13 protein-coding genes and 1 pseudogene are annotated in these 13434 nt (G+C 65.6%); 8 read left to right on the top strand and 6 right to left on the bottom strand.

What is annotated here, in order from left to right; translation table 11 throughout:
* Positions 1–27: 27 nt before the first annotated feature.
* Complete coding sequence (locus IH48_RS0118070; RefSeq protein WP_037842483.1) at positions 28–1860, bottom strand: AfsR/SARP family transcriptional regulator; 1833 nt, start codon at positions 1858–1860, stop codon at positions 28–30.
* Positions 1861–2195: 335 nt separating this feature from the next.
* On the opposite strand from IH48_RS0118070, the gene IH48_RS0118065 reads away from it, so the two are divergent.
* From IH48_RS0118065 to IH48_RS34455, 6 genes are all read left to right on the top strand, one after another.
* On the top strand, positions 2196–3089 hold the full coding sequence (locus IH48_RS0118065; protein ID WP_234434305.1) for a TetR/AcrR family transcriptional regulator: 894 nt from the start codon (positions 2196–2198) through the stop codon (positions 3087–3089).
* 133 nt (positions 3090–3222) lie between these two features.
* Positions 3223–4140: an NADP-dependent oxidoreductase gene (locus IH48_RS0118060; RefSeq protein ID WP_030905090.1), complete on the top strand. Its 918-nt coding sequence runs from the start codon at positions 3223–3225 to the stop codon at positions 4138–4140.
* Positions 4141–4313: 173 nt separating this feature from the next.
* Positions 4314–4901 carry a GNAT family N-acetyltransferase gene (locus IH48_RS0118055; protein WP_037842482.1) on the top strand — a complete coding sequence of 196 codons (588 nt, stop codon included), beginning with the start codon at positions 4314–4316 and terminating at the stop codon, positions 4899–4901.
* A 303-nt stretch (positions 4902–5204) separates the two neighbouring features.
* Entirely contained in the window at positions 5205–5660 is a 456-nt protein-coding gene (locus IH48_RS0118050; protein ID WP_158710320.1) for a hypothetical protein, read from the top strand.
* 12 nt (positions 5661–5672) lie between these two features.
* Positions 5673–6299 (top strand): TetR/AcrR family transcriptional regulator, encoded by a 627-nt coding sequence (locus IH48_RS0118045; RefSeq protein WP_030905082.1) that lies wholly within the window; start codon positions 5673–5675, stop codon positions 6297–6299.
* Positions 6300–6516: 217 nt separating this feature from the next.
* Entirely contained in the window at positions 6517–6885 is a 369-nt protein-coding gene (locus IH48_RS34455; protein ID WP_158710319.1) for a GNAT family N-acetyltransferase, read from the top strand.
* 36 nt (positions 6886–6921) lie between these two features.
* Here IH48_RS34455 and IH48_RS35095 read toward each other — a convergent pair whose 3' ends face one another.
* A complete protein-coding gene (locus IH48_RS35095; RefSeq protein ID WP_324604313.1) occupies positions 6922–7212 on the bottom strand; it encodes a DUF5133 domain-containing protein in 291 nt (96 codons plus the stop codon).
* A gap of 532 nt (positions 7213–7744) precedes the next feature.
* On the opposite strand from IH48_RS35095, the gene msrB reads away from it, so the two are divergent.
* Positions 7745–8221 (top strand): peptide-methionine (R)-S-oxide reductase MsrB, encoded by a 477-nt coding sequence (gene msrB, locus IH48_RS0118030; RefSeq protein ID WP_030905076.1) that lies wholly within the window; start codon positions 7745–7747, stop codon positions 8219–8221.
* Positions 8222–8304: 83 nt separating this feature from the next.
* Entirely contained in the window at positions 8305–8772 is a 468-nt protein-coding gene (msrA, locus tag IH48_RS0118025) for a peptide-methionine (S)-S-oxide reductase MsrA (RefSeq protein ID WP_199809976.1), read from the top strand.
* 121 nt (positions 8773–8893) lie between these two features.
* Here the strand turns inward: msrA and IH48_RS0118020 are convergent, their stop codons facing one another.
* From IH48_RS0118020 to ctaD, 4 genes and pseudogenes are all read right to left on the bottom strand, one after another.
* Positions 8894–9667, bottom strand: coding sequence for an SDR family NAD(P)-dependent oxidoreductase (locus IH48_RS0118020; RefSeq protein ID WP_030905070.1), 774 nt, complete (start codon positions 9665–9667; stop codon positions 8894–8896).
* A 356-nt stretch (positions 9668–10023) separates the two neighbouring features.
* The gene (locus IH48_RS0118015) at positions 10024–10290 is read right to left on the bottom strand and encodes a WhiB family transcriptional regulator (protein WP_030905067.1); all 267 of its coding nucleotides are present in this window, start codon (positions 10288–10290) and stop codon (positions 10024–10026) included.
* 97 nt (positions 10291–10387) lie between these two features.
* Positions 10388–10753: a hypothetical protein gene (locus IH48_RS0118010; protein WP_037842480.1), complete on the bottom strand. Its 366-nt coding sequence runs from the start codon at positions 10751–10753 to the stop codon at positions 10388–10390.
* 273 nt (positions 10754–11026) lie between these two features.
* Positions 11027–12664: pseudogene (ctaD, locus tag IH48_RS0118005) on the bottom strand (cytochrome c oxidase subunit I); the annotation flags it as partial.
* Positions 12665–13434: the final 770 nt, after the last annotated feature.

The following is a 13434-nucleotide window of genomic DNA, read 5'->3' as shown; positions in this document are numbered from 1 at the left end:
GGCGGGACAGGGCGCCTTCAGGTTGCGTCAGGAAGCGATGTCCGCCTGCTCTGCCGCGAATGCGGCCACGAGGCTGTTCCAGTGGTATCTGCCGGGGCCCACTTCGGAGACAAGGTGCGCGCGGACCAGGTGTGCGAGAGCCCTGCGAACCTGCTGCTCGTTTTGCCTGATCATGTCCGCGATCTGCGATGCCGCGAAGGCGAGGGTGCCGAGTGTGCTCAGCGTGCGAAAGAGTCGAGCAGGCTCTCTGTCCAGGGTGAGGTACGACCGCATGATCGAGGCCCGAACGTCCAGGGACGGATCCTCATCACCGCTGAAGGCGTCGAGCACACTCGATCCCGCAGACGTGTACTCGGCAGCCAAGGCTTCCAGGCGTAGTTGAGGTCGAAATGCCGCTCGGGCGGCCACGTTCGCGAGGGCCAGGGGCAAGTGCCCTGCCAGCTGGATGATGCGGTCGACGGCTGTGGGTTCGGCAGCGGTCCTGGATGCGCCGAGACGATGCGCCAGGAAGCTGTGTGCATCGGCCTGGCCGAGGGGCAGCAGCGTCAGCGGTGTCGCCTGGTAGGCGGCGACGAAACCGTGCAGCTGAAGGCGACTGGTGACGAGCGCCATGGATCCGGGGGTGCCGGGGATCAGCTCTCTGAGCTGGTCAGTGTCATGAGCGTCATCAAGCACGATCAGCATCCGCCGGTGGGCCAGCAGCCCACGGAAAATGAGCCCCCGGGCCCGCCGGGTCCGAGGGATGTCATTCGCCCGGACACCGAAGGACTGGAGGAGGTCCGCGAGCAAGTCCGCGGGGTCTCTTGGCACGCCGTAGGAACTCGCACCCCCCAAGTCCGCGAAGAGCTGCCCGTCGGGGAAGTGGTGCGCAAGGCGGTGGGCAGCAGAGGTGGCGAAGGCCGTCTTCCCGACGCCGGCCATCCCGCCGATCACGCAGATGGCGACGGAAGAGGAGGTCGCGGCCTCCGAGACCAGGCGTTCGACCCGGGAGTGCTCCTGTTCCCGGCCCACCAACCGGGGCAGGGCGGCCGGCAGCTGTGTCGGCGCGGCCGATTGCTTCGGCCGCTCGGGCTCTTGCCCCTTGGCGTCGCGTCCGGCAGCCCGTGGGAGCACAAGCTGTCCGGAGAGGATCGCCTCGTGGACCTTCCGCAGGGGCGGTGAGGGGCTGATCCCGAGACGCTGGCGGAGCATGTGGGTGGTCGTGTGATACAGGGTCAACGCCTCGGACTGCCGCCCGGCCCCGTACAACGCGGTCATCAACAGCTCGGAGAGACGCTCTCGAAGCGGATGCTCCACCAGGAGCGCCGAGAGCTCGGCAGCGGCCTCGGCATAATTCCCCTGCTCCACCTGGCAGGCCAGCTGCTCTTCCACGCATGCCAGGCGCAGCTCGTCGAGGATGCCTCGTTGGGCGTCCGCAAAAGGCCCCGGGACCCCGGCCAGGCCGATCCCCCTCCACATCCCCAATGCCTCGGACAGCAACGTCTCCGCGGACGTGAGGTCGCGCTCCGCCCGGGCTTCGCGACCCTTGGACATCGCCTGCTTGAACCGGTTGAGGTCCAGAGCGTCGTGCTTGAGGCCAAGCGAGTAGCCGCCGTCGATGAGCCGCAAGGAGCTGTCGCCGCATCCGCCCAGCACCTGTCTGAGGCGGTAGATGTAGGTGCGCACCGACCCTACGGCCGACGCCGGGGCATCCACGCCCCATACGTCCTCCACCAGGGTGGCGAGGCTCACGGGGCCTCCCGGCCTGAGCAGGAGGGAGGTGAGCACTGCGCACTGCCGCGGCTGACCGACGCCGGTGTCCGTTCCGTTCCTCTGCAGCCGCAACGGACCAAGTACGGAGAACTGAACGTCTGACTGCACCGTTTTTCCCGTTCCGCGGAAGTGAGCGCATCGCCGGCTCCACCGGGCCCTCTGGGACAGGGTACCTCGCCGATCCCCTTTTTAGGGACTATATAGTCCACTGTAAATGAGGCGCCTGCGACCGCCCAAGCCTCCCGCGGATGCCCCATGGGGATGTCGTGCGGCTCGTCTGGTGGCTCCCGACCTTCCGGGTCGAACGGTGGTTGTGCCGGTCCTGGCGGCGCGGCTCTTCTCGGCTGCACCACGGGGGGCACACCTGACTATTGAAATGGGACTCGATAGTCCAATAAAGTTTCGGCTTCTGTGCCTGGTGCGATGCACACCGTAGTGGGCGAGTGACGCTTGCCGACACCCCGTCCAAGCCGAGCCGCGCCACAGCTGAGGCGAGTTGGGCCCGTCGGGTTCTCCGCCTGGAGGGCGAATCCACGGCCATCGTCGCGGCGCCGCCGCCTCCTGTTCACACGGGCGAGGTCGCTGCTGAACTGGGGCGACAGCACCAGCTGATCTGTCTGCAGCTGCCATGGAAAAGCCCGGAAGGGGCGCTCCGTCCGATGCCGGCTCTTGCCGTCGCCCACCCCGGTAATCTGACCGATGTGGCCGAACCCGCATGCGACAGGAACGACTCCCGGTTGACGGACCGCGGGAGGGCGACTCGTGAGCGCATTCTGAGAGCAGCCGTCGACACGATGCGGGTGAAAGGCGTGTCTCTCACAACCCTCGACGATGTCAGGGCGGCCAGCGGAACCAGCAAGTCGCAGCTCTACCGCCACTACCCGGACAAGGACGCACTCGTGCGTGACGTTCTCGCGTCGCAGGCAGTAGAGGTGCTCGAACGCGAGCATCAGCTGCTGCAGCGGCTTGGTTCTCTGCGTGGGCTGGAGCGCTGGCGGGACGCGCTGATCGAGCGCAATGCGCTGCAAAACGGTGCGTACGGTTGTCAGCTCGGCTCCCTCGCGAGTGAGCTGGTCGATCGCCACGAAGAAGCGCGTATGGAGATTGCCGGGTATTTCGAGACTTGGGAAGGGCTGCTTGAGGCCGGTCTCGTACGCATGAGGGACTCAGGGGTTCTGCGGGCCGACACGGATACTCAAAGGCTTGCGACCTGCCTCATGGCAGCACTTCAAGGCGGCTACCTCCTCGCACGTACGGCCCAGGACGTGGGGCCCATGAGGATCGCCGTTGACATGGCCATCGCCCACGTCAAATCTCACGTGGTACCCACTGTTTGAGGTACGGGAGAAGCTGCGAGTCCAGAGCAGATAAGTCTGCTCTGCGTGGTAAGAAACTGTCGTTCGGCGCCACTAAGCACGCGCCTGCCGGGAAGGGCTGTGCGGCCGAAGAGTGTACAGGGAAAGGTGCATGATGAAAGCGGTTGTGGTGACGGATCAGGCTGCGGGAACGGCTGGGATGACGCTGACAGAGCGTCCCGAACCGACCCCCGCCGGCAATGACGTCCTTGTCCAGGTTCATGCGTCGGGGTTCACCCCGGACGAACTCTCGTGGCCGTCGTCATGGACCGACCGCCTGGACCGCGACCGGACGCCGTCGGTGCCCGGGCATGAGCTGGCCGGGGTGGTGACTGCCCTCGGTTATGGCACGGCGGGACTGTCGGTGGGGCAGCGGGTCTTCGGCCTCACGGACTGGACGCGCGACGGCACCCTGGCGGAGTACACGGCCGTCGAGGCGCGCAATCTCGCGCCGCTGCCGGGCGATGTCGATTTCTCCGTGGGTGCGAGCCTGCCGATCTCGGGTCTGACCGCGTGGCAGGGGTTGTTCGAGCACGGTCGTCTTCAGGCGGGTCAGAGTGTTCTCGTGCATGGATCGGCCGGCGGAGTGGGTTCGATGGTGACCCAGCTCGCCTCGGAGGCCGGGGCCTATGTCATCGGTACGGGGCGGGCCGGCAGCCGTCGGACGGCTCTTGATTTCGGGGCACAGGAATTCGTCGACCTGGAGAGCGACGCGTTGGAGGACGTCGGGGGAGTGGACCTGGTCTTCGACGTGTTCGGGGGGGACATCGGTCGGCGGTCGGCCGGCCTCGTCAAGGAGGGCGGGATCCTGGTGTCCATCGCCGGGCCGGTGGAGGCCCGGCCCGTCGGTGGCCTGGCGATCGACTTTGTTGTCGAGTCCGATCGCAGGCAACTGGCGGAGATCGTCCAGCGGGTGCGAAGCGGCCGGTTGCGGACCAATATCGGCACCGTCGTACCTCTCGACGACGCCGTGGCCGCCCTCAACCCGACCGCGCACGTCAGGGGGAAGACCGTCATCCGCGTTCGTCCGTAGGTACACGGGCCCACACTGAGGCAGTCGCCGCGATCGACCGGTCAACGCCGACCGCCGGCTTTCCATGGGCTTCCGAAGATCACCCAACTGGACGATTTCGTCCAGTTGGCTTAATATCGCACACAGCTGGACGCGCTGTTCGGCGCGGCCTCGTCGCCCTCCGAGGAGCAGCGTTGACTCATGAGGTCACCATCGTCGGCTCGACCATCCGGACGCCGCGGCTGCTGCTGCGTCCATGGCGCCTGAGTGATGCCGCCGGTGCGCTCGACATCTATGGAAGTCCCGAAGTCTCGAGATGGCTGGCTCCGGCAATGGGCCGTGTCACCGACGTCGAGCGGATGCGCGAGGTGATCGCCGGGTGGATCGACACGCCGCCAGGGCCCGAGGGGCGACCGAGTGGCCAATGGGTGATCGAGGAGACCGGGCGCGGGCGTGTCGCGGGCTCGGGTCAGATCCTTCCGCTCCCGCCCGAGGGCGATGATCTCGAACTGGGTTACCAGCTGGCCCCGTCGGCCTGGGGCAGGGGCCTGGCCGCCGAAGCCGGTCACGCATTGGCGCATTATGCGTTCAGCAACGGTGAAGAGGAAGTCTTCGCCGTTGTGCGGCCCAAGAACACCCGTGGAGCGCGTGCCGCTCGTCGTATCGGGATGGAGTGGGTGGGGGAGACCGAAAAGTACTACGGCCTGCGCCTTCAGGTCTTCCGTCTGAGGAAGGGCGACCTGGATGCCTCAACGTTTGCGTCGGCCCCTGTCGAACAGTGACCGGCCGACCAGGCTCGGTAACCGGCACCCAGCTGCGCGACCGCAGTGCCGGCGGGGCGGCCCGAGCCCCTGTCTCCTCGCCGTCCCGCTGCTCCCGTCGCACGTGTGAGTGCCGCAGGCGATATACGCGCCCCGACGTGCAGCGGGGCTGTGCGCGGCTGAGAGGAGCAGGGCGGTCTGCGGTTCTCGGGCACGGTTGCCCCTTGCCGCCGGGTGGAATCATGGAGTCAACAAGAATGGACTAAATGGTCCAAGAATGTGCCGGGATGAGATGGGATGACGCCGACGAGTCGGGAGGGGTGGATGAAGACGCACATCGCGGAAGTGCTGAACCGCGAGCGCGCTTGTCTGGCCGCAGTCAGTGACCGAGCGGCGTTGGCAGCGTGGCGCTGCCGGGTGGTTCAAGAGCTCATGACCCCGCGATCATCGTACGTATTGGCCTTGAGGGAAACGGGTGACGCCCACGATCGGTCCGACTTCGTCGACCAGTGGCGCGATCTCCTCAGCGAAGCAGTCGGCCGGTTGCTCCGGTCCGACGCCGCGGGTAACGGCGAGTCCGCGCCGGACGACCCGCGGAGGGCCGGCGTCGACCCGGAGAAGATCGCTGTACTGATCCTTGCCGCACTGCACGGCGGCAGTGTCCTGAGCGGAATGGAACAAGATCCACGGCCGCTCAATGCCGCCCTGGACCTCGCACTCGCACCCTTTTCGCGAGGACCGGCCTCGGAGCTGTTGGGAAGGATCGGGTCCGATCAGTAACATGAAGTTGTGATGACGACCGCTGAATCGCACAACGGCAGACGCCTGACGGCGCGTGGTGCAAAGACGCGGGCGCGGATCGTCAGCGCGGCGGCCGACCTGATATACGTGCAAGGGGTCGGGGCCACCACGCTCGATGACGTGTTGGCATCGAGCGGCGTGAGCAAGTCGCAGTTGTACCACCACTTCGACGGCAAGGACGCGCTCGTACGAGCTGTCATCGACCACGTCGGCGAACGCATCATCGAGCGTGAGCGCACAGCGCTCGGTCATGTCTCGACGATCCGGGGTCTGCGGCGTTGGCGTGACGCCTTGGTCCAGAACAATGCGCTTCGGCATGGAGCCTACGGATGTGCTCTGGGCTCTCTGGCCGCCGAGGTCTCCGACCACGACGCTCTCGGGCGCCAAGCGCTGTCGCGACTGTTCGCCGAGTGGGAGAGACTCCTGGCGGGCGTGCTGGGACGCCTCCAGGACAGCGGGAACCTGCCGCCCGAGGCATCGATCGAGCACCTCGCGACGGGCGTCATGGCCGCTCTCCAGGGCGGATACCTGCTGGCCCAGACGAAGCGTGACATCACTCCGATGGCGACATCGCTCGACATGGCCCTTGCGCATATCGAGCGCCTGTCCACCGACTGACTTCCGGCTGCATCATCATGTCGCGGACATATGTTCCACCCTGCCTCGAGTGGGTCGCACTCAACGGCGCGTCCTGAACCGGTGACTATCGGCAGCCTCCCCGATTAATGGACCATTCAGTCCTTCTTTGAGTCCACGATTGTGCGCAGTGCACGTATACTGGTCTCTACAGTCCAATTAGTTGTCGAAAGGCGACGCGATGACGGCTGGAGTGTCTGTGAGCAGCGAAGGACGGATGCCTCCGAGCGAGCGATTGCTCGACAACGCTGACCGAGGCCGCTTTGAGCTCTACCGTGGCGACGACCTGACCGGCTGGCTCTACTACACGCACCTCAAGCCCAACCGGTACGCACTTCAGCACACTGAAGTCGCCTCCGATCGCCGGCACCAAGGCGTAGGGGGCGCCCTGGTGCGGCAGGTACTCGATGAGATCCGCATCCGAGAGGGAACGATCACCGCGATCTGCCCCTTTGTGGTCGACTACCTCTCGCGGACCAACGCCCACGCCGACGTGGTCGACCCACGGCACCCCGGCTACTCCGATCGTGCGGCTGCGGAGGCGGCGGCTGCCAAGCGCCGTGGCTGAGACCGCAACGAGGATGTCGCCGCCGTCCAGAGCGGACTATTGAACACTCCCCGGCCGCGTCGGCTGTTCGGTCGAAGCCGACCCGGATGCCTCGGAGGTGAGGTCGTCCTGGGCTATGAAGGAGTCATCGCGCCGTACGGCGACGGACAGACGGGAACGTGCGGCGCGCAGTGCGGCCTCTATGGTGAGTGTTCCGGTAGCCACGCACAGCGTGTAGGCCACGTCTTCCAGACGTCGTCTGGTCTGTTCACTGCTCTGGCCGCACGGCAAAGTGGTGAGAGCTTCGTACTCCTTGACCAATGGGCGCAGGACTGCGGGATGGGCCATGAGCATGCTGCTCCTCCGATCCGGGATGTTCTCGCGGTATGTCTCAAGGGAGCTGACGGGCTCTCCTCTCCAGCATCCGCCCAGGGCACGGCGCCGGTTGAGTTGATGGCCTGCCCTCGCCGATGGGGTTTAGCGTCATGCGCGGGGTGCTTCTTACGACCGGACACGGCGCGGCCGGACCGTCCTGAAGGGACAAAATAGTCCACAGAGTCCTTCCCCTCGCCCAGTGAACACCGACACAGCGGGGGCGCACAAGCGAGTGATGAGCGGTGCTAGCTGGACGTTTCTCCTGCCATCCAGGCCATCGGAAGGGTGCACGACGTGTTGTCGGGGACCGGGCAATGACCTAAACTGGACTATAGAGACCTGATTGAAGGCTCGGCAAGCTGATCGCGCTCAAGTCCACCGCTCACTACCCGACGGGCCATGCCTGGGGTTTCCGCCACGAAGGGCTTCACGGGTCCGCGATCCAGAAAATGCTCTGCGGTGTTTTTCGCTGGTGTCGGCCGGCAGTCTCAATGGAGGAGGAATCGTGTCGCGTGACTACCAAAAGACTCCTGAGGCGTTGAGTCGCCTCACCGAAACGCAATTCCGTGTCACTCAGAAAGATGCCACGGAACCGGCGTACCAAAACGAGTACTGGAACAACCATCAGGATGGCATCTACGTGGATGTGGTCTCCGGCCAGCCTCTTTTCTCGTCGGCCGACAAGTACGACAGCGGGACCGGCTGGCCGAGCTTCACCAAGCCGATCGCCGCGGACGCTGTCCGCTCGAAGAGCGACAGAGCATTCGGAATGATCCGCACCGAGGTGCGATCCGCCGGGGCCGACAGCCATCTCGGGCATCTGTTCGATGACGGCCCCGCCCACGCCGGAGGGGAGCGGTACTGCATGAACTCGGCCGCACTGCGCTTCATCCCCGTCTCCGAACTGGAAACGCAGGGCTACGGCGAGTACCTCTCGCTGTTCCCCGCAGCCGACACCGCGACAGAGGAGCACACATCGTGACCAGTGGAAGGCATGACACCGGACAGATCACACGGGAAGCCGGCACCGAGACGGCCGTCCTGGCGGGCGGGTGCTTCTGGGGTATGGAGGACCTCATCCGCCACCAGCCCGGCGTTCTACGTACGCGTGTCGGGTACACCGGCGGAGAGAACGACCATGCGACGTACCGCAAGCACCCCGGCCACGCCGAAGCCATCGAGGTCGTCTTCGATCCCGCACAGACGACCTACCGCGACCTCCTGGCCTTCTTCTTCCAGATCCACGATCCGTCGACCCTGAATCGCCAGGGCAACGACATGGGCACGAGTTACCGCTCGGCGATCTTCCCGCTCAGCCCTGAGCAGGAGCAGGTCGCCCGTGACACGATCGCCGACGTCGACGCGTCCGGCCTGTGGCCGGGCAAGGCGGTGACCACGGTGGAGCCGGCAGGTCCGTTCTGGGAGGCCGAGCCGGAGCACCAGGACTACCTCGTCACCTACCCAAACGGTTACACGTGCCACTTCCCGCGCCCGGGCTGGGTGCTCCCCAGGCGCGCGAAAACCACGGGCTGATGAATCCCGCGGTGAGTGCGGGCTCACGACAGGGTCGCCGGCCGGGACAACCGCTCTGCGGCTGTCCCGGCGAATGGAGTTACCGCAGTCGGCGACCACGGCCTGTCCCGCCGTCACTCCACTAGTTGCGGCCGGCCATGACGCCGCCGTCGACGTTGAGGATGGCGCCGGTGGTCCAGCTCGATTCCGTGGAGAGGAGGAACGTGATCGCGGAGGCGAGGTCCTGGGAGGTGCCGATCCGGCCGAGCGGATGCAGGCCGCTGAGTCCCTCCAGCGCGGCGTCCAGCTGGTCCGGGGCAAAGACCTTGTCGAAGTGATGTGTCCTGGTGATGGCGGGAGCTACGGCGTTGACCCGGATGTTCTCGCCGGCGAGTTCCATGGCCAAGTTGTGCGTGAGCGCGTGCAGGCCCGCCTTGGCCATCGAGAACGCGGACGACGGTGTCGCGGCGATCGCCTGGTGCGCCCACATGGCGCCGATATTCACAATGGCGCCTCCCTGGCCTGTGGCGACCATGCCCCGGACGACGGTCTGCGTCAGGAAGAACGTCGCCCTGTTCAGGTCGTGATAGGCGTCGTAGTCCGCCACCTCGTGATCGAGGAACGGCTTGGGCAGCACGAATCCGGCCGCGTTGACGAGGAGGGTGGCGTCGGAGTGGTTCTGCGTGAGCTGCTTCCGAGCCTCGACCACCTGCTCCCAGTTCGTCAGGTCCGCCGCGATCGGCCATGCGCTGCCCGACCGGGACAGGCTTGCCACGGCGTCGTCGAGCCTACGGCCGGGGCGGCCGATGATGACCGCACTGCCGCCCTTTTCCACGACGTTTTCCGCGGTTGTAAGGCCCATGCCGCTGGACCCTCCGAGTACAACGAGCTTCTTTCCTTTGAAATCCGAGGCCACACCAACCACGCTCCATTCATGGATGAGAATGTCCGTCCCGCCGAGTTTTATCCTCCCGCGCCGTGGTCGTTGCCAGCTCTACGTGAGCTCTACGGAAGGAATCTCGGCTCGACAACGATCGGCGCACAATTCTGGTGACCATCTGCAAGGACATGTTCCGGGCTTTCCCTTTGGCGGCGCGGGTCTGCGTTGTGTACTACAGCGCCACCGGGAATGTTCATCGGCCGGCCGAGGCTCGCCAAGGGCGACCCTGGAGGACTTGGAGTGGGCGACAGCCCACGCATTCGGGAAGGCACTTGGTGCAGATCGCCGAGCAAGTGCGCGGCTGACCGACCGGACGCGGACGGCCTTCCGGCTCACGACTGAACGCTGACCCGCTCCGACGCGGCGGATCTCTCTCTCCGGCGCATCAGGACCCGTTCCTCCGCCTCCATTCCGCCCCAGATTCCGTACTCCTGAGCGGTGGTGAGAGCCCAGTCGGCACACTGGCGCCGGACAGGGCACGTCTTGCACACGGCTTTTGCCTTCTCCGCCTGGTGCCGGCCGGGGCCGTCGGGCCCCACGGGGAAGAAGAGTTCGGTGTCGAGATCACGGCACGCCGCCCTCCCGAGCCAGCTCAGCATGGGTCGGGGAGCGGCGTGCGGCGGTCATGCGGCTGCGCGGGGGCGTCGTGTCGTTGCGAAAGCACGTTCTTCATTGCCTCTTGCGGGGTGGTTGGCGTCATGGGCGGAACACGATGGCGATGGAGATCAGGACGGCGGCGAGGATGAGTGTGACCGTGGCACACGCACACCACAGACGCCGCCGCAGCAGTTCGTAGCGAGCCGTGTATTCGGCGCGCAACTCCGTGCACCGTGCGGCTGTGGCCTCGATGCTCTCGTGGGCGATCGCGGTACGCCTCGCCCGGTAGTGGCGTATCACCTCTGCCCGCTGGGCGGAGGTGAGCCAGTCCAGGCGGTCGGCGAAGATCTCGGCCTCCCGTCGCGCCGTGTGCAGGGCGGCCTGGCAGATCAAGTACCCCTCGATCTGCGCCACTCCTGCGCTGTTTCCGTACTCGTACTGTCGCCGTCGGCGCTGTGCGCTCATCGATAGCGTCCCGCGTGGGAAAGCACTGCCGGGCAGCCACCGGAAGCCCGGGGAAGACCGGCCTGAGCCGTCGAGCAGTACTCCAGGGCGTGGTCATTCGAGTGGTTCACGCGTGTCCTTCCTCTCCGCGGTCGGCTCGTGCTCTGCTGAGGCGCTTGACGAGTGGCCGCCCGGTGTGGCACCGGAAGACGTACGGGAGTGCGACGGCTGCCGGCCCTCCAGGTTGTGACGGACAGCCCTGAGGGTTTCTCCGGGCGCGGCGTCGGCGATGGCGAGCTTGTCCAGCACCGCGATTTCCGGATGGTGCAGGTCGAACGCCGGGGATTCCGAGCGGATGCGGGGCAGGGTCAGGAAGTTGTGCCGGGGGGGAGGGCTTGAGGTCGCCCACTCGAGGGAGCGGCCATAGCCCCAGGGATCGTCCTGGTTCACCCGCCGGCCGTAGTGGTGGGTCAGCCAGACGTTGTAGAAAAACGGCAGCATGGACAGGCCGAGGAGGAAGGACCCGATGGTGGAGATGGTATTGAGCGCTGTGAACCCGTCGGTGGCCAGGTAGTCGGCGTAGCGGCGTGGCATTCCCTCGGCGCCCAGCCAGTGCTGGACGAGGAAGGTCAGGTGGAAACCGGCGAGCAGGGTCCAGAAGTGGATCTTCCCGAGGCGTTCGTCCAGCAGCTTGCCGGTCATCTTGGGCCACCAGAAGTAGAAGCCCGCGAACATCGCGAAGACGATGGTGCCGAACAGGACGTAATGAAAGTGAGCAACCACGAAGTAGGTGTCGGACACGTGGAAGTCGATGGGCGGTGACGCCAGGAGGACGCCTGTCAGGCCGCCGAAGAGGAAGGTGATGAGAAAACCGATGGAGAAGAGCATCGGCGTCTCGAAGGACAGGGAGCCCTTCCACATGGTGCCGATCCAGTTGAAGAACTTCACTCCGGTGGGCACGGCGATGAGGAAGGACATGAAGGAGAAGAAGGGCAGCAACACGCCACCTGTCACGAACATGTGATGCGCCCAGACCGTCACAGAAAGGCCCGAGATGGCGATGGTCGCCGCTACGAGGCCGATGTATCCGAAGACGGGCTTTCTGCTGAAGACCGGGATGACTTCCGTGACGATGCCGAAGAAGGGCACCGCGATGATGTAGACCTCGGGATGTCCGAAGAACCAGAAGAGGTGCTGCCAGAGGAGGGCGCCACCGCTCGCGGCGTCGAACACGTGCGCACCGTACTTTCTGTCGGCCTCCAGAGCCAGCAGCGCCGCGGCAAGTGTGGGAAACGCCAGGAGTACGAGCACAGCGGTCAGGAGCACGTTCCAGGTGAAGATCGGCACCCGGAACATGGTCATGCCCGGTGCGCGCATGCAGACGATCGTCGTGATGAAGTTCACCGACCCGAGGATTGTGCCGAAACCGGACAGCACCAGACCGGTGATCCACAGATCCCCACCAACGCCGGGAGAGTGGGCGGGCCCTGACAGCGGTGAGTACGCCGTCCACCCCCAGCCAGGCCCGCCTTGAGGGGCCGCCATGGACGAGATGACGATGAGCGAGCCGAAGAGATAGAACCAGTACGCCAAGGCGTTGAGACGTGGGAACGCCACGTCGGGAGCACCGATCTGCAACGGCATGATCCAGTTGGCGAATCCCGCGAAGAGGGGTGTGGCGAAGAGCAGCAGCATGATCGTGCCGTGCATCGTGAATGCCTGGTTGAACTGCTCGGTGGACATGATCTGCAGTCCGGGCCTCGCCAGTTCGGCGCGCATGGCCAAAGCGAAGAGCCCGCCCACGAGGAAGAAGACGAAAGACGTGATGAGGTAGAGGGAGCCGATTGTCTTGTGATCGGTGGTCGTCACCCAGGTGACGATGACCCTGCCTCGGAATTTTCGCCGTAGCGAGGTTTGAGACGGAGTCCGCATGTCCTGTGCAGTCGTAGCCACGTGAACCTCTCATCCTGCTGCGTGGGATTCCTGGGAAACCGTGAGCAACATGCCATGGAGCAGACCGTGCGGTCCGGGTTTTTCCCGGTAGGCGAAAAGCCTTGAGAAGGCAGCCCAATTGATCGGTTCAGGCAACTGGGTCGCGGTGCAGGCGCATGGCAACCAGGGCGAATCCGGCGCACGTTCAAGCGAGCCGCCCGGCTGTGACGTACCGTGCGGGTATTGGAGTCACGCCGCACTGAAGTCTTACGCCACGCGCCACAGCTTTAACAACCGTTTACTCGTGCGGGGCGCCGTCAGTCGCCGTCCTGTTCCGATCACGTGAGCGCCGGCGCTACGCGTGAACCGCGGCGTCGGTCGTCCGGCTGCCCCTGCCGCCCCATGAGCGAGGACGGTCCGGCCGGCGTGCGCGCAGCCGTTCTGAAGCAGGCCGCCGGGCCACTCGGCCGCCTCCGCCAGAATCGTCTCGTGTGCGGCCACGGATGGAGCGAGACGAAAGGAGACGTCCGGGAGGTCGACCGCGTGTAGATGGACCGTCGATCGCACCGGGCTAGGTTTCCTCACAGGGTGGGTTGCGCGGCCTCTTGCCGGAGCGCCGCCTTCTCACCCGGTGGCAAAGCACTCGGCGGCGGTGTCGAGGGACCGACAGGCAGGGCTTGCGCGAGTTCCCGGGATCGCCCAACTGACGTGAAGATGCCGCAGGTCGGGGCGGATGACAGAGCGGACACGGGATCCGTGATCATTCAGGT

The organism is Streptomyces sp. NRRL F-5126, assembly GCF_000721265.1.
Taxonomy (GTDB): Bacteria; Actinomycetota; Actinomycetes; order Streptomycetales; family Streptomycetaceae; genus Streptomyces.
This window is presented reverse-complemented; position numbering and strand designations above follow the sequence as displayed.